We start from the raw sequence: 24400 nt of genomic DNA, 5'->3' as shown, positions 1-24400 counted from the left end.
GATTTTATAACGGACACACACCGTGTGTCCCTACATTTTAAATAATCTAGCGCAACGCTTTCTCAATTTTCTCAAATAAATCCTTGGAAAGATTTTCAACGCTGCTTAAACGTTCCAATGCCCGTTTCATCAGGGTTTGACGTTGGGCATCGTAGCGGGCGAAACGGATAAGCGGTTCGATTAAACGTGCCGCCACTTGTGGGTTGGCTTCGTTAAGTCGAATTAACACATCCGTTAAAAAACGATAGCCTGAGCCGCTGATTTCGTGGAAAGCCTTAAGATTTTGATTGGCAAAACTGCCCACCAATGCACGCAGGCGGTTCGGATTGTTGAAATTAAAACTCGGGTGATCCATCAAATGATTCACAATTTCTAACACATTATCATCCGGTCGGGTGGCTTGTAAGGCAAACCATTTATCCATCACAAGACCATCGTGTTGCCATTTTTGCTCAAAATCCGCAAGCAAGGTATCACGACACGGGAGAGCGGCTTTGGTTGCCGCTGTCAGTGCGGCAAGCGTATCTGTCATATTATTTGCTGCATTGTAATGCTTATGAACAAGATTATTGCCAAGAGAGGTATAAGCCAAATAATTTAAGCAGAGGTTACGCATGGCTCGCAAAGCAATATCTTGTTGCGTGATACGGTATGCTTCCAAGCGAATATGATTATAGGTTTTAAGCAGGGGTTCTTTGAGATATTCGGCAATGGCTCGCACAATAAATTCCCGTGCCGCGACAATACCATCGGGATCAATCGTTTTGAAACTCTCGGCAAATTCAATTTCTCTTGGCAAGGTAAGAATTAACGTCGCCAACTCAATATCCGCTTCATAATTTTCCAACACTTGTAAAAGTGCGGTCAAAATTTGAGGCGAAATTTCAAAATCTTCTCCCTGCTGGAAATGGCTAACGTTACGACGTAACTCATTCGTCAATAACATCTGCGCCGCATCCCAACGTACAAAGGCATTATCGGCAAATTTTAACAAAGTGAGAAGTTGGTCGGTGGTGTAATCATAGTCCAATTTCACCGGAGCAGAAAAATCTTCCAACAAAGCAGGAACCGGGCGTCCATAAATACCGTGAAATTCAAACACTTGATCTTTTTCTGTGATATTGAGTACACCACTTAATGCTTTGCCGTCATATTGAAGCATTTGTTTTGTGCCGTCTTGGGCATATAACGCTATTTTTAGCGGAATATGTAAATTCACTTTTTCCATTTGATCCGCTGTCGGTGGGGTTGATTGAGAAACGGTAAGGCGATAAGTATGGGTCTGTTCGTCATAAGCATCCGTAATTAATAATTCCGGTGTGCCTGATTGACTATACCAGCGGCGGAATTGGGTTAAATCCAACTCGTTGGCTCGTTCCATGGCTGAAACAAAATCTTCACAGGTGGCGGCTTTGCCGTCATTTTCTGCAATATATAATGCCATGCCTTTTTGAAATCCCGCTTCGCCCAATAAGGTATGCAACATACGAATGACTTCTGCACCTTTTTCATACACCGTCACTGTATAAAAGTTATTCATTTCAATCACTTTTTCCGGACGAATTGGATGTGCCATTGGGCCGGCATCTTCGGCAAATTGCGTGGTGCGTAAGAATTTCACATTATTGATACGATTTACCGCACGAGAGCCGGTATCAGAGGAAAACTCTTGATCACGGAAAACGGTTAAACCTTCTTTTAAACTTAATTGGAACCAATCACGGCAAGTAATGCGGTTACCCGTCCAGTTATGGAAATATTCATGGGCAATCACACTTTCGATAGCAAGATAATCCTCATCTGTTGCGGTTTGAGGGTTCGCCAATACAAATTTAGAGTTGAAGATATTCAATCCTTTATTTTCCATCGCCCCCATATTGAAGAAATCTACCGCCACAATCATATAAATATCCAAATCGTATTCAAGATTAAAGCGTTCTTCATCCCATTTCATAGATTTTTTCAAACTTTCCATCGCCCAGCCGGCACGGTCAAGATTGCCTCGATCCACATAGAGCTCTAGCGCCACTTCCCGACCGCTTTGGGTGATGAATTTATCCTGTAATAAATCAAAATCCCCTGCCACTAAAGCAAATAAATAGCTTGGTTTCGGGAAAGGATCATACCATTCAACCCAGTGGCGACCGTTATCTAATTCGCCTTCAGCGATGCGGTTTCCGTTGGAAAGTAAGTAAGGATATTTCGTTTTATCTGCGGTAATTTTGGTGGTGTAACGGGCCAATACATCCGGGCGATCCAGCATATAAGTGATTTGACGGAAACCTTCTGCTTCACATTGGGTACAAATGCCTTCACCTGATTGATACAAACCTTGTAACGAGGTATTTTTGGCAGGGACAAGAATGGTGACGATTTCTAGCTCAAATTCAGCCGCATGTTGTTCCCTTAAATCTAAGGTTAAACTTTCACCGTCTTGCTGATAAGCGCTAAAAGGCTTACCGTTAAATTGAATAGAAGAAAACTGGAAACTGTGACCGTCTAAACGCAAATGGGTTGCTTCGTCATTTAAACGTTGGAATTTGGTGGTTGCGGTAACAACGGTGTGATTTGGATCAAGCTGAAAATCCAAATAAATGTCTGTCACCGTAAAATCCGGCTTTTTATAATCTTTTCGATATTTTGCTTTGGCTAACATAATTGACCCTTTATCAAGAAAAAATTGCCCATTAGGATATGATTTTAAAGCAAAAGTTGCAATGGAATTTTCTCTCCTAACGCCCAAGCAAACGTTTGCTTGAGTGAGTTGAATTATGCTATTCTACGCACCGTTTTTAATTTCATTCAAGAGTAAAAAATGTCTGCAACACAAGCACAAATTGCCATTGTGATGGGCTCCAAAAGTGATTGGGCAACCATGCAAGAAAGCACACAAATTTTAGATGAACTCAATGTGCCTTATCATGTTGAGATTGTTTCCGCCCACCGCACCCCTGATAAACTTTTCACCTTTGCTGAAAATGCACAGAAAAACGGTTATAAAGTGATTATTGCCGGCGCAGGCGGTGCGGCACATTTACCGGGTATGCTTGCGGCAAAAACCTTAGTTCCCGTACTAGGTGTGCCGGTGAAAAGTTCTATGTTAAGCGGTGTAGACAGTCTTCATTCTATTGTGCAAATGCCAAAAGGTATTCCTGTAGGCACCCTTGCTATCGGCCCTGCCGGTGCAGCCAATGCGGCATTATTTGCCGCACAAATGTTGGCAGCTTGGGAGCCGGATTTACTTTCCCGTTTACAGGCTTTCCGTGAAAAACAAACGCAAGTGGTGTTGGATAATCCTGACCCACGTGTATAAAAACATAAAAATTTGACCGCACTTTTAATTAAAGTGCGGTTGTTTTTTCGATGATTTTTAATGAGAAATAATATGCAACAATCCTCCCTCTATCCTACGGTTTATGTACTCGGTAACGGTCAATTAGGCAGAATGCTCCGTTATGCCGGTGCGCCTTTAGATATTCAAGTAGAACCTTTAGCGTTCAACGCCCCTGTTTTTGATTTACCAAAAGATGCGGTGATTACCGCAGAAATTGAACGTTGGGAAAAAACACCCCTCACCGAATTACTCGGCAGCCACCCAAATTTTGTCAATCAACCTATCTTTGGCTTATTGGCAGATCGTTTAACACAAAAATCCCTGTTAGATGAACTGGACCTTTCCACCTCCCCTTGGTGCTTGTTAGAAAACAAAACGCAATGGCAAAGCCTATTCCAAAATGTGGGTGAAAAAGTGGTGGTGAAACGCCGTACCGGTGGTTATGACGGACGAGGCCAATGGATTATCACCAAAGAAAATCAAAGCGAAATCACCGATGATTTATTCGGTGAAGTGATTGCGGAAAAATTTATTCCTTTTGATGGTGAAGTTTCGCTGGTGGGCGCCCGTTTCAAAAATGGTGAAAAACGCTTTTACCCTGTCACACACAATCTTCAACAAAATGGCATCTTACGTTATAGCGTAATGGATAGCGCTTTCCCACAACAATCTGCCCAACAGGTTCAGGCGGAAGAAATGTTGGGGAAAATTATGGATAGGCTCAATTATGTGGGGGTGATGGCAATGGAATGTTTTGTGGTGAGCGATAAACTGCTGATCAATGAGCTTGCACCACGAGTACACAACAGCGGGCACTGGACACAACTGGGCTGTTCCATTAGCCAATTTGAGTTACATTTGCGTGCGTTGTTGGATTTGCCTACCCCAAATTTGGAAACTTTTGCGCCGAGTGTGATGGTGAATTTAATTGGCACAGATCATCATCCACAATGGTTAAACATCCCATTTGCCCAGCTTCATTGGTATGGCAAAGAAGTTCGCCCGGGGCGGAAAGTCGGACATATTAATCTTTCTCACCCGGATAAATCCGTTATCGTTCAACAACTGGAAAAACTTCGTCATACTTTGCCGGGAGATTATCAATCCGGTTTAGATTGGACGCTCGCAAAATTAAAATAAATTCATTTTTAACCGCACTTTTTGATGTCATTTTCAAAATAAAAAAGTGCGGTTTATTTTTATGGTGTTTTTACTTGCTAAACCTCAAGGGTTGCAGTATAAAACGATCAATTTCATCCCATTAAAAAGGAAAACACTATGTTTGAAAATATCAAAGCCGCTCCTGCAGATCCGATTCTTGGCTTAGGCGAAGCATTCAAATCCGAAACCCGCGCGAATAAGATCAACCTTGGCATCGGCGTCTATAAAGATGCACAAGGTGCTACACCGATTATGCGCGCAGTCAAAGAAGCGGAAAAACGCTTACTGGACAAAGAAAATACCAAAAATTACCTCACTATTGACGGCATCGCAGAATATAACCGCTTAACCCAAGTGCTTCTTTTTGGTGCAGACAGTGATGTGGTGAAACAACAACGTGCCAGAACCGTGCAAAGCCTTGGTGGAACCGGTGCATTACGCATTGCCGCTGAATTTGTGAAACGCCAAACCAAAGCACAGAATGTGTGGATCAGCACACCGACTTGGCCAAACCATAATGCGATTTTCAATGCGGTGGGGATGACTATTCGTGAATACCGCTACTACGATGCAGAAAATAAAAAGCTTGATTGGGATAATTTAATCGCTGATTTAAGCAACGCCAACGAAGGAGACGTGGTGCTTCTTCACGGTTGCTGCCACAACCCGACTGGGATCGACCCAACCCCGGAACAATGGAAACAACTGGCGGATCTTTCTGCTAAAAATGGTTGGTTACCTTTATTTGATTTTGCCTATCAAGGTTTAGCAAACGGCTTAGATGAAGATGCCCTTGGCTTACGCACCTTTGCCAAAAATCACAAGGAATTACTTGTCGCCAGCTCTTTCTCTAAAAACTTCGGTTTATATAATGAACGGGTAGGCGCTTTCACCTTAGTGGCGGAAAATTCAGAGATTGCCTCAACCGCATTAACTCAAGTGAAATCCATTATCCGTACGCTCTACTCTAACCCGGCCTCTCACGGTGCGGCGACAGTGACACAAGTATTAAGCGATCCGCAACTTCGCCAATCTTGGGATGATGAACTCACCGAAATGCGTGAACGAATCAAAAAAATGCGCCATTTATTTGTGCAATTATTAAAAGAGTACGGCGCACAACAAGATTTCAGTTTTATAATTGAACAAAATGGTATGTTCTCCTTCAGTGGTTTAACTGCGGAACAAGTAGATCGCTTAAAAGAAGAATTTGCGATTTATGCCGTGCGTTCAGGTCGCATTAATGTGGCAGGCATTACTGAAGATAACATCCGTTATTTATGTGAAAGTATTGTGAAGGTGCTTTAATCTATCATTAAAAACAAAAAGCGCATCTTGTATGCGCTTTTTTGTCTCATCACAAAAATTGAAACAACTTTAGATGTTATTTAAAAATAATAAAGAATTTTATAAAAAATATTAAATTAATTGATTTTGTTTAAAACTTCACTCGAAAAACTTTTAAGCGAATCTCCTCCCTCTTAAACTGTAAGAAAATTATTTTTTAGGAGGTATTTTTTATGCAGTTTATAAAAGTTGCCCTTGTCGGAATCGGACAAATTTTTTTACAAGAAAACGGTTTATCGGGACTGATTATCTGCATTGCGATGTTTTTCAGCCATTGGGCACTCGGTATCGGTTGTTTATTGGGTTCAATCATCGGCACATTAACGGCGATAAAACTCAATTATCCGAAAGAGGAAATCAAGCAAGGCTTATATGGTTTCAATGCCAGCCTTGCCTTTATCTGTACCATGTTCACCTTTGGGTTAAACGGGGTTTCATTCCTTATTTTTCTATTAGGGGTTATCAGCTCAGTTGTCTCAACTCTGATTATGCGGGAATTTACCAAAAGAAATTGGGTCGCCTATACTTTTCCTTTTGTTCTCACCTGTTGGATTTTTTGCTGGGGCATCTCACAAATTGGTTTATTCGGTTTATGGCAAACCACACCGGCACTCGCCGATCACACCACCACCTTAGAATCTATCAAACAACCTTTTTATGCTTGGGCAAAGGTAAACTTTGGTGGAAGCCTCATTACCGGTATTTTGTTATTTATTGCGATCGCCATCAGCTCACCGACCGTAGCAATCTGGGGAATGGCAGCCACCATCATCAGCTCTGCATTGGCAGATTATCTGTTTAATATTGAACCTAATGAACTGGCAAACGGCATTTATAGTTTCTCTGCGATTTTGGTCGCTTGCGCCTTTTCCGGTAAACGTTTCCGAGATTTTGTTTATGTCATTGCCGGTATTGCATTAGCGATTTTTATCCAATTTAGCGTAGCAAAAATAGGCTTAGCACCTTATACTATCGGCTTTATTGTGGCGGCTTGGCTGGTACTATGGATTAAAGGCAAAGTCGATCACAGCAAAGTCAGCTCAGAAAAATTCAGTAATTTATTTAATCCATAAAGAAAAGAAGGTCATTATGCACTTAACATCAAGAGAACAGGAAAAACTGATGCTTTTTCTTGCCGGTGAGCTTGCCGCAAAACGCAAAGCCCGTGGGGTAAAATTAAACTATCCGGAATCCATTGCCTACATTGCCAGCCATTTACAAGAAGCGGCTCGTGATGGTATGACGGTCGCAGAAGTGATGGAATATGGTGCAACACTTTTAACAACTAATGATGTGATGGAAGGCATCCCCGAAATGGTAGATGAAGTACAAATTGAAGCCACCTTTCCTGACGGCACAAAACTAGTGACAGTACATAACCCAATTAGATAACAAAAGAATTCCCCCCTCTTTAAAAAAGAGAGCAGCATTCAGTACAAATTTTAATAAGGATTTAATCAAATGATCCCTGGTGAATATAAATTAGCAAACGGTGATATTCACGCCAATGTTGGGCGAAAAACCGTGAAAATTGATGTGGTAAATAAAGGTGATCGCCCAATTCAGGTCGGCTCTCATTATCACTTTTTTGAAACCAATAATGCCCTTGAATTTGACCGCACTTTAGCACGAGGTATGCGCTTAAACGTTCCCTCAGGCAATGCGGTACGTTTTGAACCCGGTGAAGCGAAAACCGTGGAATTAGTCGCATTTGGCGGAAACAACATAATTTATGGTTTCCATAACAAAATTGACGGCAAATTATAAGGAGTAAGCAACAATGGCATTAACCATTCCAAGATCTCAATATGTTGCCACATTCGGCCCTACTGTTGGCGATAGCGTGCGTTTAGGTGATACTGATTTATGGGCAACCATTGAAAAAGATTTACTCACTAAAGGTGATGAATGTAAGTTTGGGGGCGGAAAAAGTGTGCGTGACGGCATGGCGCAATCAGGCACCGCAACCCGTGATGATCCTAATGTATTAGATTTTGCGATCACCAATGTGATGATTATTGATGCCAAACTTGGCATTATCAAAGCAGATATCGGTATTCGTGACGGACGTATTGTGGGGATTGGTCAGGCAGGTAACCCTGATACAATGGATGGCGTTACCCCAAATATGATTATCGGTGTCAGCACCGAAGTACATAACGGTGCTAATTTAATCGCTACCGCAGGCGGAATTGATACACATATCCATTTTATCTGCCCACAGCAAGCCCAACACGCTCTTGAAAATGGCACAACCACTCTGATTGGCGGCGGAACAGGCCCGGCAGATGGTACGCACGCTACCACCTGTACACCGGGTGCCTGGAATTTACAACGAATGTTCCAAGCCGCAGAGGCATTACCGGTCAATGTGGGCTTTTTTGGTAAAGGTAACTGTTCTACCCTTGAACCGTTAAGAGAACAAATTCGTGCCGGTGCATTAGGTTTAAAAATTCATGAAGACTGGGGAGCCACACCGGCGGTGATCGATGCGGCATTAAAAGTAGCAGACGAAATGGATGTGCAAGTAGCAATCCATACAGACACTCTCAACGAAAGTGGCTTCTTAGAAGATACCATGAACGCCATTAACGGACGTGTTATCCATACCTTCCATACAGAAGGGGCTGGCGGTGGACACGCCCCTGATATTATTAAAGCCGCCATGTATCCCAATGTTCTTCCGGCTTCGACCAATCCAACCCGTCCGTTTACCGTCAACACCATTGACGAACATTTGGATATGTTGATGGTTTGTCACCATTTAGATAAACGTGTACCGGAAGATGTTGCCTTTGCCGACAGCCGTATCCGCCCTGAAACCATTGCAGCAGAGGATATTTTGCACGATATCGGGGTGTTTTCCATTATGAGTTCCGACTCGCAAGCCATGGGGCGTATCGGTGAAGTGGTGACCCGTACTTGGCAAACGGCAGACAAAATGAAAGTACAACGTGGTGAATTAGGCAATGAGGGCAACGATAACTTCCGCATTAAACGCTATATTGCGAAATACACTATCAACCCGGCTATTGCTCATGGTATCGCAGATCATATAGGCTCATTAGAAGTGGGTAAAATTGCCGATATCGTGTTATGGAAACCTATGTTCTTCGGTGTAAAACCTGAAACCGTCATCAAAAAAGGCGTGATCAGTTATGCCAAAATGGGCGACCCAAATGCCTCGATCCCAACACCACAACCGGTATTCTATCGCCCAATGTTTGGCAACCAAGGCAAAGCCACCACTAAAACCGCTGTTGTCTTTATCTCTGAGGCTGCTAAACAAGCAGATATTCAAAGGCAATATGGCTTAGAAAAAGAGCTAATTGCGGTGAAAGGTTGCCGTCATATTGGCAAAAAAGATTTGGTTCATAATGATGCCACACCTGAAATCACCGTCGATCCCGAACGTTACGAAGTACGGGTAAATGGTGAACTTATCACCTGTGAACCGGCGGAAAAAGTGCCATTAGCACAACGGTATTTTATGTTCTAACCCCCCCAGCCTCCAAAGGAGAGAAACGGTCGGTAACCAAGGGTAACTTGTTACCCTTGGTAGAAAGTTTGTGATCTCACTCGAGAAAATAAAAGTTTTTTCTGATTTTGAATAGCACTTTTTATTACGATGTTGCATTGTTTTACATTTAAAGAGGAATAAATATGGATCCGCAATTACAGTTATTACAATCAACATTAGAAAATCTTGTACAACGGTTAGATCAACATATCGAATTTTGGTATGCCCGAGATTTACAAACCCACCTCGGATACACTCGTTGGGAAAATTTTAAAGTGGCAATTCACCGAGCTATTGATTCTTGCGAAGCCAGTGGTTATAAGGCTTCAGACCATTTTCGTGGCGTCACGAAAATGGTCCAGTTAGGTAGCAGTAGCAAACGTAAAATTGATGATTTTATGCTCACACGTTATGCCTGCTATTTAATTGCTCAGAATGGTGATCCAAGAAAACCTGAAATTGCTTTTGCACAAAGCTATTTTGCGGTGCAAACCAGAAAACAGGAATTGATTGAAGAGAGAATGCAACTGTATGCTCGTTTAGAAGCCCGTGACCGCTTAAGAGAATCCAAAAAAATCCTTTCACAAATTCTTTATGAACGAGGTGTTGATGATGCTGGATTTGGTCGTATTCGTTCAAAAGGCGATTATGCCCTTTTTGGCGGATTTTCTACTCAAGCAATGAAAGAAAAATATGAAATGCCGAAAGGCAGGGCGTTAGCCGATTTCTTACCAACACTTACCATTGCCGCCAAGCAACTTGCGACAGAGATGACAAATCACAATACGCAACAAGCTAATTTACAGGGTGAAAATGAAATTACGATTGAACATGTACAAAACAATAAAACCATTCGGGAAATGCTCGGACAACGAGGCATAAAACCTGAAACGTTACCTGCTGAGCCTGATTTACAAAAACTAGAGCGAAAAGTAAAACGAACAGAAAAACAACTAGCCGAAAAAGTTAAAACATTACCTAAAATAGAAGACAAAAATGAAAATTCTTAACCCAATCCTCCCTATTATGGAAAATATTTTGGGAAATTTAACCGCACTTCGTGAAGCGGGTAAAATAGCCCATCAAAAAATAGATTATGTTTCGCTGCAATGGTATGAAAGCGAACGCAATATTCTACGAAAAACCACCCACAGTGGGCGTGAGGTGGCATTTCGTTTGCTCAAAGAGGGGCAACGCTTGAAACATGACGATGTGGTGTTTATTAGCGATGAACTGGTGATCGCCATTGAAATTTTGCCAAGCGAAGTGATTGTGCTTTCACCGAAAACCTTACCGGAAATGGCTCGAGCCTGTTATGAAATCGGTAACAAACATTCACCGCTTTTTTTAGATGGCGATGAGGTGACATTGCCTTATGACAAACCAATGTTTGAATGGTTACAAGCCGCCGGTTTTCATCCGCAAAAAGCTGAGCGCCGTTTAAGCCAAGCGTTGCGAGCCAATTCCGCACAAGGACATTCACACAGCCATTCACATAGTCATGATCATCACGGCTATCATCACCATGGAGATGGAAATTGGCACCAACATTAAACCGCTCTTTAGCTGATTTAGGCGCGCTGCTCCACTTGGTCGATCCCACTTTGCCCATTGGCGGATTTAATCATTCCAACGGTTTGGAAACCTTCGTCCAACAAGGCATTGTAGAAAGTAAAACAACCCTTGAAGACTATGTGCAAACCCAGCTATTACAAAACTGGATCTACAATGATGGAGCCTATCTTTCCCTTGCTTTTGATGCGATGGAAAATCACGATTTTGATCGTTTATGCGAATTGGATTGGACGCTTTCCGCCACCAAAATAGCACGTGAAAGTCGTGAAGGGAGCTTTAAACTGGGCGTGCGGTTGCTGAAAATTTTCATTCGCTATGAAAATCACCCGCTGCTCACCGCTTATCAGCAAGCCATTACTGAAAAACGGGTGCAGGGCTACTTCCCCATCGTATTTGCCATGGTCGCTCAAGCTATGGGACTGACTAAAGGCGATACACTCTATGCTTTTTATTACAATGCGGCAGTGGGGGCGATCACCAATGGCGTAAAACTCATTCCATTAAGCCAAATGGATGGACAGGATATTTTATTTAGCCTACGTCAGCCATTACAAAAAGCAGTAGAATTAAGCCTATCGCCCGATCCCGATTGGCTGGGGGCAGCAACACTTGCCAATGATATTCGGGCAATGCAACACGAACAGCTTTATACAAGGCTTTATATGTCCTAAAACTATCTTCTCGGGAGGAGATAAACGCAAATTGCATTAGGCAATTTTCGCCAAAGAGAGGGAAAGTGCGGTCAGTTTTCAAAAAGATTTTGTTATCCCCTCTTCCTGTCAATGGGAGAGGGAAACGATGAGAAAAAGGAAAAAACAATGCGTAACTACATTAAAATCGGTGTGGCCGGCCCTGTGGGGGCGGGTAAAACAGCGTTAATTGAAAAACTCACTCGTGAAATCGCCAGCAAATACAGTGTGGCGGTAATCACCAATGATATCTACACGCAAGAAGATGCGGAATTTTTAACAAAAAATAGCCTGCTTCCTCCAGAGCGGATTATGGGGGTGGAAACCGGTGGTTGCCCTCATACCGCTATTCGTGAAGATGCCTCAATGAACTTGGAGGCAGTCGATGAAATGGTCGCGCGTTTTCCTGATGTAGAAATCGTCTTTATCGAATCGGGCGGGGATAATCTCTCCGCCACCTTCAGTCCGGATTTAGCAGATGTCACCATTTTCGTGATTGATGTGGCGCAAGGCGAAAAAATTCCACGCAAAGGTGGCCCGGGTATTACTCGTTCGGATTTATTGGTAATTAATAAAACCGACCTCGCCCCATTTGTGGGGGCCGATTTAAGCATTATGGAACGCGATGCCCGCCGTATGCGCAATGGGCAGCCTTTCGTTTTTACTAACCTTATGAAAAAAGAAAATTTAGAAGGCGTGATCGGTTGGATTGAAAAATATGCGCTGTTGAAAAATGTTGAAGAACCAAAAGCATTAGTGAGATAAAAACAAATCCCCTCTTTGGCAAAGAGGGGCAAGGGGAGATTTAGCAGAAGAAAATCTACCTCATAAGTGATTTAATATTGAAATTAAATTGCCGACTCTCCCTTTTGAAAAAAGATCCTAAGACCTAAACAATGAACAGTAAACTCAGACTTTCCACCAAACTTTCCCCAACAGGCAAAACCCAACTTGCCGACTATTTTGCTACCCCGCCTTTTAAAGTGATGGTGTTGCCTCATTATTTGGGTATTTGGCAGCAGGGATTGAATGCCATGCAAATGTCCTCCTCGCCCGGTGTGCTAGCCGGTGATCTGTTGGATATCCAAATTTCACTGGCAAAATCCACCGCACTTTCACTTCATACTCAGGCTTTCACCCGTGTGCAAGCCATGAATGAAAACGAAAGTGCCGAACAGATCACACAAATTCATTTGGCAGAAGGAAGCCGTTTATTCTATTTACCCCATCCCTTAGTGCTACATAAAGACGCCCTATTCAAACAGAAAACCCTCATTGAAATGCAACCGAACACTGAGCTGATTTACGGTGAGATTGTTGCCATTGGGCGAGTCTTAAACGATGAACGTTTTGCTTTCCGCCAATTTTCATCTCATTTGAATATTTATGGCTTGCAACATGACGGCAAAAAATATCCCCTTGTGTCAGATTGTATTCAATGGCACCCCACAACAATGAACCTTACCGCATTGAGCCAAATGGAAAACTATTCCCATCAGGGATCATTAATCTATCTAAATCGAGGGAAAAGTGCGGTCGAATTAAAAGGGATTTTACAACGCATTCACACCCATATTGCGGAGGAAAAAACTATGCTGGTTGGGGCTTCTCTTTTAAATGGCGATGGGATTATCGTACGGGTTTTGGGACACCGTGCTGAACCTATTCAAAATCTGTTTCATCAGCTTGCCAACTATTTCCAAGAAGAAATCAAATAAAAGGGCAGATTGCACTGCCCTACTTTTATCGCACTATATATTCTAAAACAGGTAAATTTAGCTCTCGTAACAGTTGCTCTGTCATGGATTTATGGCTTAATTTTGTCGGTTTTTCCACCATCACAATCCGCTCAATATCCGTTAATTTTTTGTTATTTAAATAGGCAAAATTTAACGCCGTTTGTAATGCCGGTAAACTAGGATTAAAGGCGGCATTTTCCGCATATCGTCCGGTAATGATTTCGCCATTTTTGAACAACATTGCGATGCCGTGTGGGCTTTCAGAATAAGGGCAATGAGATTGATTCGCCGCTAAAATCCCTTGATTAATCAATTCATCAGCATGATTGGCAATCAAATGATGATCTTCTTTTGCCAATAAATGTGCAGTAATATCAAGGTCTTTTGGTCCAAAAGAATTGGGTAAATAATGATGTAGAGATTGATTTAAAGCCTGAGGCAAATGAATTTTTAACTTATCTGCCCCTTGCAATTCATTCATAAATTGGCGGCAATGCCCACAAGGTGTGTAATTTACCACCATATGCGCAATGCAGCGTTCCCCCCGCAACCAAGCATGGCTAATCGCACTTTGTTCGGCATGAATCGTTTGCTGAATTTCGACCTTAGCAAATTCTTGATTAGCGCCGAAATAAAAATCCCCTTTTTGCCCAATGGCGATAGCGCCAACGTTAAAATGGGAAATATCCGTATGGCTATAACAGGCAGCAACAGGAAGGAGATACAAAGCCAATTGTAAGGGTTCGAATGTAAAATCTGCACAAAGCTGTTCGACTTGCTGAGCACTCAAAAAGCCAGCCCAATTCCCCGCTTCTAATGTTTTGAGAATTGCCCGGTTCAAAGGATCATTTTGTGGTAATGCCTGTTTGATTAATGCTTGCATTGCTTCTCCTTTAAAAATATTTAAAAATTTAACCGCACTTATTGTAGCTCAAAATATTTATGAAATTTGTGAAAAAGATCACGATTTAAACGATGTAGGTAGATTGTTTAATCAATCGTTAAATATTTATAAAAATAACATTTCAATACAAATAACCTATCAATTCTATCTAATAAAGTGGCTTTATTCCCTACTTTTATTATGTATAATAGCCACACTTGAAGCGAAATAGCTTCTGTATCCCAAAAAACGCATCAACAATTTAGAGGAAAAAATTATGTCAAAAACATCTATCGGTTTAGATAAAGAGCAATCTGCACAATTAGCAAACAAATTAAATGATTTACTCGCCAGTTACCAAATTTTCTATACGAATGTACGTGGTTATCACTGGAATATTAAAGGGGTAAACTTCTTTGAATTACATGCAAAATTTGAGGAAATTTACACCGATTTAATCACTAAAATCGATGAACTTGCAGAACGTATCCTCACCTTAGGTCATACGCCTAACAATGCTTACAGCCAATATTTAAAAGTTTCTCGTATTCAAGAAGATATCGCGGTAAGCGGTGCGCAAGAATGTTTATCCGGCACCTTATCCGGTTTAAAAGTGTTACTTGAACAACAACGTGAAATCCTTGCCCTTGCAGGGGATGCCGATGATGAAGGTACAGCTTCACAAATGAGCGACTACATCAAAGAGCAAGAAAAATTAGTATGGATGTTCCAAGCTGCTTGCCAAACTTGCCATGCATAATTAAAAACAATAAAAAAACAAAACCTGCCGATTGGCAGGTTTTTTGTTAATTAAATCGCCTTATCAAAATACAAATCCACACCACTTTGTTTAGACATTGTCTTTAAATAGGCCGCCACTTCCGGTGGGAATTGAATATCTCGTACACAGGTTAAATTACGCAGCATAGGGAAAACCATAATATCCTCCAAAGAAAGCTTGCCGTTTAATGCTGAGGCGGATTTTATTAATGGCACAAGGTTTTCAAGATCTTGATGTAAGCGAACAAGATAATTGGCTGTTTCATCTAAATTTTGTTGAAAATCTCCGATGGCTTCCGTTTTCTTTTTAATGAAATAATCCACCGCACTTTGGGTGTTAAATTCCGCTAGATCCATTTTTACAAAACGTGGAATGAGCAAATGATTATAGTAACGCCCCACTGTTTTTACCCATTCCTCCACTTCAGAGCGAAGTTGCTCAGAAAGGATTTTTTCACCGAAATGTTCATCCACATAGTGGACAATATCTAAACTTTCCGGCATTGCCGTGCCGTCTTCTTTGATTAAAATCGGGACGACCTTTTTCCCCACCAAACCGATTGGGGTGGCTTCATCATCATTGGCAAGCATAACGAGTTCAAAGGGCAGATTTTTTAACCCGAAGATCATTCTTGCACGCACACAAAACGGACAATGATCATAAGCATATAATTTCATATTAATCTCCTATTTGAGTGAAATTCTCTAATAATTTACCTAATCCACTTTGCCGTTTTACCGTTTGACGCACCGCCATTTTCCAGATTTTTTCATCGGCAAAAATATGAAGTGATTTTTTCGCCCGGGTCACCCCGGTAAAGACCAATTCTCGGGAAAGCACCGGGTTCGGCTCTGTGGGTAATACCATAAATGTGTGATCAAATTCCGAACCTTGCGATTTATGAATCGTCATCATAAAGGCGGGTTCGTGGGCAGGAATACGGCTACTTAGCACCTCACGATTGCCAAACCACACTTTGCCCTTTGCCAAACACAAGCCGATATCCCCATTGTATAAACGCACATTGTGATCGTTTTCAGTGATCATAATTGGCTTACCAAGATACCAATCTTGCTCATTTCTAAACCAAAGTAAATGCTCCCGCCGCAATGCTAAAGCGATTTCTTTATTCAGATTTTCCACACCCAGTGGACTGTTGCGAAGTGCGGTCAAAAATCGAATTGAATTAAAACGGGCTTGGATGACCTCCGCATAGGTTTTCCCTTCTTCATTCAATTGATGAAGCTCCACGCCCTGCTGTTGTAACGCCCGGAATTCCATTAAATAAAGGCGATAATTTTCAACCGCACTTTTCACCACTTGTTGCACCCAATCCGTTTCATTTTGTTCGCTCTCAAAGCGATTAAAATACAATTCTTGAGGAAAGGTGGAAAATAATCTAAGGCTTTCTTCCCCATGCCCACGTTGAATTTGTTCAGCCAATTTACCAATGCCCGAATCTTTATCAAACCGCCGGCTGAAAGTGAGATGACATAAACTATCACGCATTGGATTAGCAACAGCGGTACTTGGCACAAAATAACCGGTGGTTTGGCGTAAATAATCTGCTTGTTCCTCACTATAAGGGGCTTCCACCCATTGCGCCAATTCGCCTAGCACCGCCCCCGCTTCCACCGAAGCAAGCTGAGCTTGATCGCCTAATAAAATCAAACGGCTTTCCGGTTTTAGGGCATTAATCAATTTTGCCATTAAGGGAAGATCAATCATCGAGGTTTCATCCACCACGAGAACATCAAGTTGTAATGGATTTCTACTATTATAATGCGTGTGATCGTTGAAAGCATTCACCCCAAGCAAACGATGTAATGTTTCCGCTTTTTGCGGAATAGATTGCACTAATGCTTCGGATAATCCCATAGATTGTTGTAAAAAAAACAAAGCATTTTGAATGGATTCTTCCAATCGTGATGCGGCTTTACCTGTTGGAGCGACTAATTTAATGTGTAATCTATGCTGATAAAGTTCTTGTAACACGAGCAACAGCCTTGTTACCGTGGTGGTTTTTCCCGTGCCGGGGCCCCCTGTAATCACCGTGAATGGGCTTTTAATCGCGGTTGCCACCGCCACTTTTTGCCAATCAATTTCTGCCGATTTTTGAGGAAAATACAAGGCTAATTTTTCTTGAATTTCATCGGGAGAAAACGTCAAAGTGCGGTGATTTTTTAAGCTGTTTTTAATATATTGTGCAACACGGTATTCATCTTGCCAGATACGATAAAAATATAAGGCATTAAACTGGAATGCCATGGGGGCGATATGTGAAATCGGTTCTTGTGTAAAAGCAGGATGGCCTCGTAGGTGAGTTTGCCACTGTGCCACCGGTAAAAAGTCGATTTTTTGGTAAATGTCCCTCAAATAATCCACGTCTGTAGCACGATAGCCCAAACCGAATAAATTTCGCTCCAATGGGGTATCCAATGCCACACAGGTGTTTCCCTGTGCATAATGCCAACTACAAACTGCCGCCAGCAAAATGGCTAAATTTTTCGTGGCTTCAGGAAGCGTATCTGGCTGTTTATCTGCAATTAGTTTGGCAAAATAATAGTCGCCTAAACTGATGAGGTTATGCTTATTCAATGCGTGTAAAATCCCCAACATTAAAACACCTCCTCTAATTCATTGATAAGCTGCACACTTGGGCGATCAAAAAACACGCCGGATTGCCCTTCACCGTTCATCCCTCTTAAGAAAAGATAAAAGACACCGCCGAAATCACGCTCGTACTCATAATGGCTATCCACGTTTTTTAAATAGCGGTGTAACGCCAAAGTATAGAGTAAATATTGCCAATCATAGTGATGATGTAACATGGCTTTTTCTAACTGATGAGGCGCATAATCCGCCCAGCTTTCCCCCAGAAAATTCGATTTATAATCCAACAAATAATACTTACCCTGATGACGAAAAACCAAATCGATAGTGCCACGAATCATCCCTTGAATATCTTCAAATTGCAGCATTTCACTTGGCAAATGATGATGGGTGTTCAAGGCTTGATTAAAACCTGCCACATCAAAATTTTCCCGAATGGATAAATAAAAAGCCATTTCTTTTATGCAATCGGATTTTGCCAACGCAATGAGTTTGATCCCCGAAGAGGTTGACAAAGGCGTTTGCACGATTTGCTCAAACCATTGCTGTAATGGTGCGATAAACGCCACATCCATCTGTAATTCTTGACAAAGCTTTTCAAGGGCAGCCTCATTCGTCAACCCGCTAAACTCATTTTTTTCAAAATAACGATGGAGCACGGTGCCCACTTGCGTCCCCTGTGGAAGATCAGTAATAAAGGGGATGCTATCATCAGAAAGTGCGGTCAGTATTTCTGAAGTATTTTGTGATGTCGCTTGACTATCGTAATCTTTTGCCTCATCAAAAACTGCGGATTTTTTTACCGCACTTTCATTGAGGTAGTGCATCCAACGGTGTTTTTGTTCAATGCCGGTAAAACTAGTGATATGCCAATTTTGTTCAATATCCCCTTGAAATTTTGCCGCAGAAAACCCCTCTTGTGACGAAGAAAAAGCCAGCGGAGGCAATTCAATGAATGGTGTCGCCGGTTCAATGGTAACGCTGGTTATATCCGGTATGTTAGCTTTAAATTCATTAAGCAGCGAGTGGGCTGAATAGATTTGTGACAGGGTTGAATTTTTGCCAATTTCGCCACGACTAAGCACATAAAGCAACGGGTTCCATTTTTTATCAAATTGTGCCGGCAAAGCAAACGCCATTTGATATTTCGCCCTAGTTAACGCCACATAAAGCAAACGTAATTCTTCGGCAAAGGTTTCCTCTGTCAATTTATCCAAATGGCGATTTTCCATATCCCATAACACCGCCTCTTTATCCTCTGAGTAATAGAGGTTAATTTGAGCGGATTGGTTGGGATCACGGCTTGGTAGCGCTAAAAACGGTAGCCAAACTAAATCATATTCCAACCCTTTGGATTTATGAATGGTGACAATTTTGACTAACTGACGCTCGCTTTCCAAACGAATTTGTGCCTCTTGTCGTCCCTCCCCTTGAATTTGTTTTTCAAACCAACTCAGTAACGCCGTCTCACTATTATTTAATGCGGAGGCTTGCTGTAAAATTTCCGCAAGGTGTAAAAAATCCGTTAAATCACGTTCACCGGTCGATAAACTTAACAAACGCTCAGCGATACCTTGTTCAAGCAAAAGTTGATGCAACATAGGCAAGATGCCTTGTCGTTGCCAAGTTTGTTGATAGCTAGCAAAGCTATCCGCCCAGCGTTGCCAATCTTGTTCATTATGATGAATTTGGTGAATTTCAGCTGCCGTCAAACCGAAAAGTGCGGTAGCAATGGCATTTAAAATAGGGCGTTCTGCCACACTCAAACAGGCTTTTAGCACCAACACTAATTCTTTCGCAACACGACTATCAAACACGCTACTTTGATCGGAAAGAAACACTGAAGCAATGCCCCGTTGTTGTAATGCATTTTTCACTAGGGCTGCTTCATTTTTATCTCGCACCAATACGGCAATATTGGCTGCCTGTAAGGGTTGGCAGTCCTTCTCTCCCTCGCCCTGAAAAACCGCCTGATTTTCAGCCGCACTTTTTAACCAATGTTGAATGGAAAGGGCACAAGTTTGGGCAAGAGCGGTTTTATCTATTTTTCCCTCTTTTTCTTCCGTCAAATAAAAACGATAGGCAGGTTCCAATTCCCCTTTCAAATAAAACTGGCGATGATCCGCTCGGGCAGCAACCGGTGTAAATTCAATATTGTCATAAATAAAAGGCGATTGTGGAAAATGGAATAATTGGTTTACTCCCTGTACAAGCCGTTGTTCGGAACGGTAATTTTTCATTAAATTAAAACGCTCATCGGCCTGCTCTGCTGCTTTCAGATAAGTAAAAATATCTGCGCCACGGAAACGATAAATCGCCTGTTTAGGATCACCAATCATAATAAAACCGGTGTTGTTCCCTTGATTTTCTCGGTAAATTTTGGAAAAAATGCCATATTGTTGGGCATCGGTATCCTGAAATTCATCGATCATCGCAAAAGGATATTGAAAGCGGATCATTTCAGCGAGTTGCTCGCCTTGTTCGCTCTGCAAGGCTTCATAAAGTAATCGCAATAAATCATCAAAGGATTTTTCTGGGTGATTATGTTTATATTCGAGCAGTTTTTGTTGGATACCTTGGCGGTAATAATAGAGAATAAGTTTGCTAAGTAATTCGGGTTTAATTAATTCATTCACCCGTTTTTCTAATTCAACAAAAATAGGCGCATAAAAAGGTTTAGCGGCTTTTTTCTCATTTTTACTGTTTGACCTCGGTTTTTCGTATTTTTGAGCGATAGAAGATTGAAGAAAAAAATCTTTTAATATTGAATTAATTTCATAATCTTTTAGATTATTTGCCCATTGATTAACCTGTTTTATCCGAGCGGCAAGTAGTTTTTCAGTATAGCTATTACGACTTAAAGAGCGATATATATCATCCGGGTACTCTCTTGTAATTTCTTCAGTAATGATTGCCGAAATTTCATCTACATTTTGCAACCAAAATATTTTCAATTCCTGCACATTCTGAAAATATCCGTTAAGATTTTTCTCTAAAAATTTATCAATACTTGGAGGCAAAATTTGTTGATTATTGAGCTCAGGCTCCACATTTTTAGATAAACTATCCTTTAAAATTGATAAAACTTCATCCGGCGATTTCAATTCTTGAGCAATAAAATTCGCCATTTCAAAAGGTAAAGGATAAAAATTCTCCCGCCAAAATTCATTGGCAAATTGTTTGAGTAAATCCGACTGGTCTTTCATTAATTCCAAATTAAAATGAACCCCGGAATGAAAGGCATATTGCATCAACATTCGGCGGCAAAAACCATGAATGGTAAAAATTGCGGCGAGATCCATGTTCTGCTCGGCTAATTTTAACCGCTGAATAGCAAGCGGAATATCATCAATATAATGGGCAAGCTCACTGAGAAATTCATCATTTTTAAAGGCACTGTCCGATTGTGTTTCCGCATAAGCCGATAATTTTTGAATGGCATCGGTGATACGTTCACGGATTTTTTGCTTTAACTCTTCTGTCGCCATTTCTGTGAACGTCACAACTAAAACTTCTTCCACATTTAACGGGCGTGAAAAGTGCTTTTCTCCAGCTTGTAGCAAGAGGCGAAGATAAAGCGAACCAATGGTATAGGTTTTTCCTGTTCCGGCGGAGGCTTCGATCAAACTCACTTGATTTAAAGGCAATGAAACAGGATTAAGCGGTGTTGATGTTGTCATAAGTTTCGCAAATGAGGGATTCAATAGACGCTATTTTAGGGGGGAATTGTTGCTTTGGCTATGCACTAAAGTGATTTTTTAATCATGATGATTTCGGTTACAATAAGCTGTCGTAAAAACAGGATAATTGGGGAAATATGCGAAAGGGTCGCTGTTGTGCCTTGTTGGCGTTGATACTTTTAGTCGGAACAATTTCTTTACCGTGGTGGATCACACCAAAACAAATTGAACAGACAGTAAATTATTTCCTTGCGCCTGATTATTCCGTACAACTTGCCGATAATGGGAGGATCAATACCCAAGGTTTCAGCCTCTCTCGGTTACAAGTCAATTCAGAAAAATGTACGTTGGCTGATCTCCATAATATTCAGCTTGAGGGTTGGCTTTCTCCCCATTTAGTGGTGGAAAAAGCGGTGGTTGATTATGCCTGTATTCAGGCAATGCCCTCAACTTATGATAAAACACCGATAAAATTGACCGCACTTTTTGCCACAATCCCCACCTTTGAAATGCAGATTAAGCAATTTCAACTCTCAAAAGCAAGCGATCTTGTTCCGCCTCTCTTTCAAGATATTCTCAATGCCGATATTTCCGCCACGGCAAATCGCCATGGGGATCAATTTCAGCTCAATTTATCCGCCCAAAATGACAAAGGATTCACATTACAACATCAATCTACCCTTTTCCCTCAGGATAATCAGTTTATTTGGCAGGGGACACTCCATTACCAAGCAGAAGAAAACCAAGCTTATCAGTCCCATTTTACTGTTCAATTAAATGATGAAATCCAACAATTACAGCCTAAAGGCGAGATAGCCCTTAGCTGGCAAAATCCTCATTTTTCCGTCAATCACGGCGAGGCTAGCTTATCTTGGGAAGGGGAAAATGGCGTGATTAAAGCACAAGATCTCACAAGAAATTCGCCATTATTAGACGTCCCCTTTATTTTTACTCAAAACGGACTGGACATTTCATGGGGAACGTTCTATTGGATCTTTGATGGTTATCAACCCATTAAAGGCTTTTTCGGCTTGTCATTACACACGCCACAAAAAGGCTGGCTTCCCTTAGGAATTGACACCAATATCATCGTACAAACCTTTGGTGAATATGGTAAAGGTGAGATCGTCATATCCGGTGAAAATGGCGAAATTGGCGGGGGAGAAAAGCAAGATCAGATCCGTTTTAATTTAAAAACCCGTGGTGATTTACGCTATAACAATACGGTAGCACACACCAATTTAACCTATCATCTCGGTGGCACCTTCGATGCCCCTTTACTTCGCTTCAATAGCGGATCTATTTTTAAAATGGATAATCAACATCAGGGCTCAAACATTCACCTACGGCTGCCTTTAGATAATGTACAAATCACCCAATATGGGCTGGACGGTCGATTGTTGGCGACATTACAAGGCAACACCGCACAATTTTCCAATATTGATCTTACGCTTGATGGACAAGCGGATGAATTTATTGCCGGGATTAAAACCGTATTTGAATTACAAGATCCTCAACAAAAATTACAAAATAAAGAAAAAAAGGTCAATAACCGATGGGATTGGACAATTAAGGGCAAGGCTTATTGGCATACCCTAAAAACCCCAATCAACCTGCAAGGGGTGGGGTTTTGGCAAGGTCATTATATTGAACTAAATCAACTCACCGCCTCTTCAAATAAAGTGAATACCAACGGCGTGAGTATGGCGCCCCTTTCTTTGCAACTGAAAGACCGCCTACGCTGGGATTATGAAAAATCCCATATTCGTGGTTTATTACAAGCCAAAACCGATTGGATTGCCTTTGATTATGGCGGACGTTTTAACAAACCTGTTTTTGGCGTTGGTATTGATGGCGAAGGTATTGGGCGTTTTAACGTAGCAGGCGATTTAAAGGCAGGCCCCCTTGGTCCGATTGATTTACTCGCCCGCTATGAAAATCAAACCCTGACAGGAGAAATCAGCTGGAAAAAACAATCCGCTAAGGTTTTCCAATCCCTTTTTCCACAGCAATGGGGCTGGTTAATTCATAATGGGTACATTAAAGGGACAAGCAATTTTAATATTGATCATAAAGGGATTACTATGAACGGGAATGTTCAACTTTATAGTGCCGGACTTTCCTTTCCCAATGGTGAAATTGAAGATTTAGACATTCGTTTCCCAGTTAATTATCAGAATAATGTTTTACAAAATTCAGCTAAAAATCCAATTAAGGTTTCTGTTCGTAATATGCGTAAAGGCGCATTATTCCTGAATAATGCAGCCTTTAGTTTATCCGGTACTTATCCAAATTTTCAGGCAAAACCACTTACCCTGAGTAATGTGAGAATCGGTTTATTTGGTGGCGAATTAACCCTTGATAAACTCAATTTTCCACAAGATGAAATCGCCACTGTTAAATTACATCACATTGATCTAAGCCAAGTGATGGCAATGGCACAATATCAGCAAGTCCATTTAACCGGGCGAATGAATGCCACACTTCCCTTTTGGCTAAATCATCCCGCTTGCCTGATTTGCAATGGCAGGTTACAGCAAAGTGATAAAATGCGGATAAAATTGGACGATGAGGTGGTAAACGGATTAAAAAAAGGGGGTTGGACTGAAAGTGTTATGGTGGATTTATTAAAAGAAATGGAACTTGAAGAGGCTTATGCCGGTCTGAACCTCGCCGCTAACGGGCAAATGAATTTACACGCCACAATCAAAGGATTTAATGTGAATACCCCTACGCACCACCCCATCACATTAAATTATCATCACCAAGAAAATATGTTTGAACTGTGGAATATGATTGACTACGGTGCACAATTTGAACAAAATTTACAGTATCGACTTTATCAACGCTTAGAACATGAAAAAACACCTTAAAAATCGACCGCACTTCTTTACGGTTTTATTTTCCCTTAACTTATTAGTAGGCTGTACACCAACCATTCAACTGGATACCCCCAAAGAAGGGATCACCATCAATATGAATGTGGTGGTCGATCACAATATTAATGTGACAATGGACGAAAAAGCCAAAGCCACTATAGAAAGTAAAAAATAGAGAGAAAAAATAATGGCTTGATTT

20 protein-coding genes are annotated in these 24400 nt (G+C 41.4%); 15 read left to right on the top strand and 5 right to left on the bottom strand.

Translation table 11 applies throughout. From position 1 onward, the window contains the following. Positions 1–46: 46 nt before the first annotated feature. Positions 47–2656 carry an aminopeptidase N gene (gene pepN / locus BKK50_RS04995; protein ID WP_077415920.1) on the bottom strand — a complete coding sequence of 870 codons (2610 nt, stop codon included), beginning with the start codon at positions 2654–2656 and terminating at the stop codon, positions 47–49. 159 nt (positions 2657–2815) lie between these two features. On the opposite strand from pepN, the gene purE reads away from it, so the two are divergent. The 12 genes from purE to BKK50_RS04935 all read left to right on the top strand — a co-directional run bounded on the left by purE (position 2816) and on the right by BKK50_RS04935 (position 13344). Beyond that, entirely contained in the window at positions 2816–3313 is a 498-nt protein-coding gene (gene purE / locus BKK50_RS04990; protein WP_077415918.1) for a 5-(carboxyamino)imidazole ribonucleotide mutase, read from the top strand. A 72-nt stretch (positions 3314–3385) separates the two neighbouring features. Then, positions 3386–4474, top strand: a complete 1089-nt coding sequence (purK, locus tag BKK50_RS04985) for a 5-(carboxyamino)imidazole ribonucleotide synthase (protein ID WP_077415916.1) — start codon at positions 3386–3388, stop codon at positions 4472–4474. 138 nt (positions 4475–4612) lie between these two features. Further along, positions 4613–5803: an amino acid aminotransferase gene (locus BKK50_RS04980; protein WP_077415914.1), complete on the top strand. Its 1191-nt coding sequence runs from the start codon at positions 4613–4615 to the stop codon at positions 5801–5803. Between the two features lie 212 nt (positions 5804–6015). Further along, positions 6016–6915 carry an urea transporter gene (locus tag BKK50_RS04975; protein WP_077415912.1) on the top strand — a complete coding sequence of 300 codons (900 nt, stop codon included), beginning with the start codon at positions 6016–6018 and terminating at the stop codon, positions 6913–6915. 16 nt (positions 6916–6931) lie between these two features. Next, complete coding sequence (gene ureA, locus BKK50_RS04970; protein ID WP_077415910.1) at positions 6932–7234, top strand: urease subunit gamma; 303 nt, start codon at positions 6932–6934, stop codon at positions 7232–7234. A gap of 69 nt (positions 7235–7303) precedes the next feature. After that, entirely contained in the window at positions 7304–7609 is a 306-nt protein-coding gene (gene ureB / locus BKK50_RS04965) for an urease subunit beta (RefSeq protein ID WP_077415908.1), read from the top strand. 13 nt (positions 7610–7622) lie between these two features. Next, a complete protein-coding gene (gene ureC / locus BKK50_RS04960) occupies positions 7623–9341 on the top strand; it encodes an urease subunit alpha (RefSeq protein WP_077415907.1) in 1719 nt (572 codons plus the stop codon). A gap of 164 nt (positions 9342–9505) precedes the next feature. Beyond that, positions 9506–10372 carry a DNA damage-inducible protein D gene (dinD, locus tag BKK50_RS04955; RefSeq protein ID WP_077415905.1) on the top strand — a complete coding sequence of 289 codons (867 nt, stop codon included), beginning with the start codon at positions 9506–9508 and terminating at the stop codon, positions 10370–10372. Then, the gene (ureE, locus tag BKK50_RS04950) at positions 10359–10916 is read left to right on the top strand and encodes an urease accessory protein UreE (RefSeq protein ID WP_077415903.1); all 558 of its coding nucleotides are present in this window, start codon (positions 10359–10361) and stop codon (positions 10914–10916) included. The genes dinD and ureE overlap by 14 nt, the downstream gene beginning before the upstream one ends. Continuing rightward, the gene (locus BKK50_RS04945) at positions 10901–11608 is read left to right on the top strand and encodes an urease accessory protein UreF (protein WP_077415901.1); all 708 of its coding nucleotides are present in this window, start codon (positions 10901–10903) and stop codon (positions 11606–11608) included. The genes ureE and BKK50_RS04945 overlap by 16 nt, the downstream gene beginning before the upstream one ends. 147 nt (positions 11609–11755) lie before the next feature. Next, entirely contained in the window at positions 11756–12391 is a 636-nt protein-coding gene (ureG, locus tag BKK50_RS04940; protein ID WP_077415899.1) for an urease accessory protein UreG, read from the top strand. A 131-nt stretch (positions 12392–12522) separates the two neighbouring features. Next, entirely contained in the window at positions 12523–13344 is an 822-nt protein-coding gene (locus BKK50_RS04935; protein WP_077415897.1) for an urease accessory protein UreD, read from the top strand. Positions 13345–13369: 25 nt separating this feature from the next. Here the strand turns inward: BKK50_RS04935 and cdd are convergent, their stop codons facing one another. Then, positions 13370–14248 carry a cytidine deaminase gene (cdd, locus tag BKK50_RS04930; protein ID WP_077415895.1) on the bottom strand — a complete coding sequence of 293 codons (879 nt, stop codon included), beginning with the start codon at positions 14246–14248 and terminating at the stop codon, positions 13370–13372. 277 nt (positions 14249–14525) lie between these two features. Here cdd and BKK50_RS04920 point away from each other — a divergent pair, with 277 nt between their 5' ends. Continuing rightward, positions 14526–15008: a Dps family protein gene (locus BKK50_RS04920; protein WP_077415891.1), complete on the top strand. Its 483-nt coding sequence runs from the start codon at positions 14526–14528 to the stop codon at positions 15006–15008. Between the two features lie 50 nt (positions 15009–15058). On the opposite strand, the gene grxB is transcribed toward BKK50_RS04920, so the two are convergent. From grxB to recB, 3 genes are read right to left on the bottom strand one after another with little or no spacing between them, the layout of a single operon-like run. Then, positions 15059–15706 carry a glutaredoxin 2 gene (grxB, locus tag BKK50_RS04915; protein ID WP_077415889.1) on the bottom strand — a complete coding sequence of 216 codons (648 nt, stop codon included), beginning with the start codon at positions 15704–15706 and terminating at the stop codon, positions 15059–15061. Position 15707: 1 nt separating this feature from the next. After that, on the bottom strand, positions 15708–17648 hold the full coding sequence (recD, locus tag BKK50_RS04910; RefSeq protein ID WP_077415887.1) for an exodeoxyribonuclease V subunit alpha: 1941 nt from the start codon (positions 17646–17648) through the stop codon (positions 15708–15710). Further along, positions 17648–21322, bottom strand: a complete 3675-nt coding sequence (recB, locus tag BKK50_RS04905) for an exodeoxyribonuclease V subunit beta (RefSeq protein ID WP_077415885.1) — start codon at positions 21320–21322, stop codon at positions 17648–17650. Before recB ends, recD begins: the two co-directional genes overlap by 1 nt. 137 nt (positions 21323–21459) lie before the next feature. Here recB and BKK50_RS04900 point away from each other — a divergent pair, with 137 nt between their 5' ends. Continuing rightward, positions 21460–24195, top strand: coding sequence for a YdbH family protein (locus BKK50_RS04900; protein WP_077415883.1), 2736 nt, complete (start codon positions 21460–21462; stop codon positions 24193–24195). After that, on the top strand, positions 24179–24376 hold the full coding sequence (locus BKK50_RS04895) for a YnbE family lipoprotein (RefSeq protein ID WP_077415881.1): 198 nt from the start codon (positions 24179–24181) through the stop codon (positions 24374–24376). The genes BKK50_RS04900 and BKK50_RS04895 overlap by 17 nt, the downstream gene beginning before the upstream one ends. Positions 24377–24400 lie beyond the last annotated feature (24 nt).

Origin of the sequence: Rodentibacter rarus (genome assembly GCF_001998965.1) — a bacterium.
In the GTDB taxonomy this organism is placed as follows: domain Bacteria; phylum Pseudomonadota; class Gammaproteobacteria; order Enterobacterales; family Pasteurellaceae; genus Rodentibacter; species Rodentibacter rarus.
The sequence above is the reverse complement of the archived record's forward strand: the minus strand, read 5'-3'. Positions and strand labels throughout refer to the sequence as shown.

Excerpts from the sequence above, each read along its gene's own strand:
- BKK50_RS04900 (WP_077415883.1), top strand. The coding sequence starts at position 21,460 with ATGCGAAAGGGTCGCTGTTGTGCCTTGTTGGCGTTGATACTTTTAGTC.
- purK (WP_077415916.1), top strand. The coding sequence starts at position 3,386 with ATGCAACAATCCTCCCTCTATCCTACGGTTTATGTACTCGGTAACGGT.
- recB (WP_077415885.1), bottom strand. The coding sequence starts at position 21,322 with ATGACAACATCAACACCGCTTAATCCTGTTTCATTGCCTTTAAATCAA.
- pepN (WP_077415920.1), bottom strand. The coding sequence starts at position 2,656 with ATGTTAGCCAAAGCAAAATATCGAAAAGATTATAAAAAGCCGGATTTT.
- ureC (WP_077415907.1), top strand. The coding sequence starts at position 7,623 with ATGGCATTAACCATTCCAAGATCTCAATATGTTGCCACATTCGGCCCT.
- cdd (WP_077415895.1), bottom strand. The coding sequence starts at position 14,248 with ATGCAAGCATTAATCAAACAGGCATTACCACAAAATGATCCTTTGAAC.
- BKK50_RS04980 (WP_077415914.1), top strand. The coding sequence starts at position 4,613 with ATGTTTGAAAATATCAAAGCCGCTCCTGCAGATCCGATTCTTGGCTTA.
- grxB (WP_077415889.1), bottom strand. The coding sequence starts at position 15,706 with ATGAAATTATATGCTTATGATCATTGTCCGTTTTGTGTGCGTGCAAGA.
- BKK50_RS04935 (WP_077415897.1), top strand. The coding sequence starts at position 12,523 with ATGAACAGTAAACTCAGACTTTCCACCAAACTTTCCCCAACAGGCAAA.
- dinD (WP_077415905.1), top strand. The coding sequence starts at position 9,506 with ATGGATCCGCAATTACAGTTATTACAATCAACATTAGAAAATCTTGTA.
- ureA (WP_077415910.1), top strand. The coding sequence starts at position 6,932 with ATGCACTTAACATCAAGAGAACAGGAAAAACTGATGCTTTTTCTTGCC.
- ureG (WP_077415899.1), top strand. The coding sequence starts at position 11,756 with ATGCGTAACTACATTAAAATCGGTGTGGCCGGCCCTGTGGGGGCGGGT.
- recD (WP_077415887.1), bottom strand. The coding sequence starts at position 17,648 with ATGTTGGGGATTTTACACGCATTGAATAAGCATAACCTCATCAGTTTA.
- ureB (WP_077415908.1), top strand. The coding sequence starts at position 7,304 with ATGATCCCTGGTGAATATAAATTAGCAAACGGTGATATTCACGCCAAT.
- BKK50_RS04920 (WP_077415891.1), top strand. The coding sequence starts at position 14,526 with ATGTCAAAAACATCTATCGGTTTAGATAAAGAGCAATCTGCACAATTA.
- ureE (WP_077415903.1), top strand. The coding sequence starts at position 10,359 with ATGAAAATTCTTAACCCAATCCTCCCTATTATGGAAAATATTTTGGGA.
- BKK50_RS04895 (WP_077415881.1), top strand. The coding sequence starts at position 24,179 with ATGAAAAAACACCTTAAAAATCGACCGCACTTCTTTACGGTTTTATTT.
- purE (WP_077415918.1), top strand. The coding sequence starts at position 2,816 with ATGTCTGCAACACAAGCACAAATTGCCATTGTGATGGGCTCCAAAAGT.
- BKK50_RS04975 (WP_077415912.1), top strand. The coding sequence starts at position 6,016 with ATGCAGTTTATAAAAGTTGCCCTTGTCGGAATCGGACAAATTTTTTTA.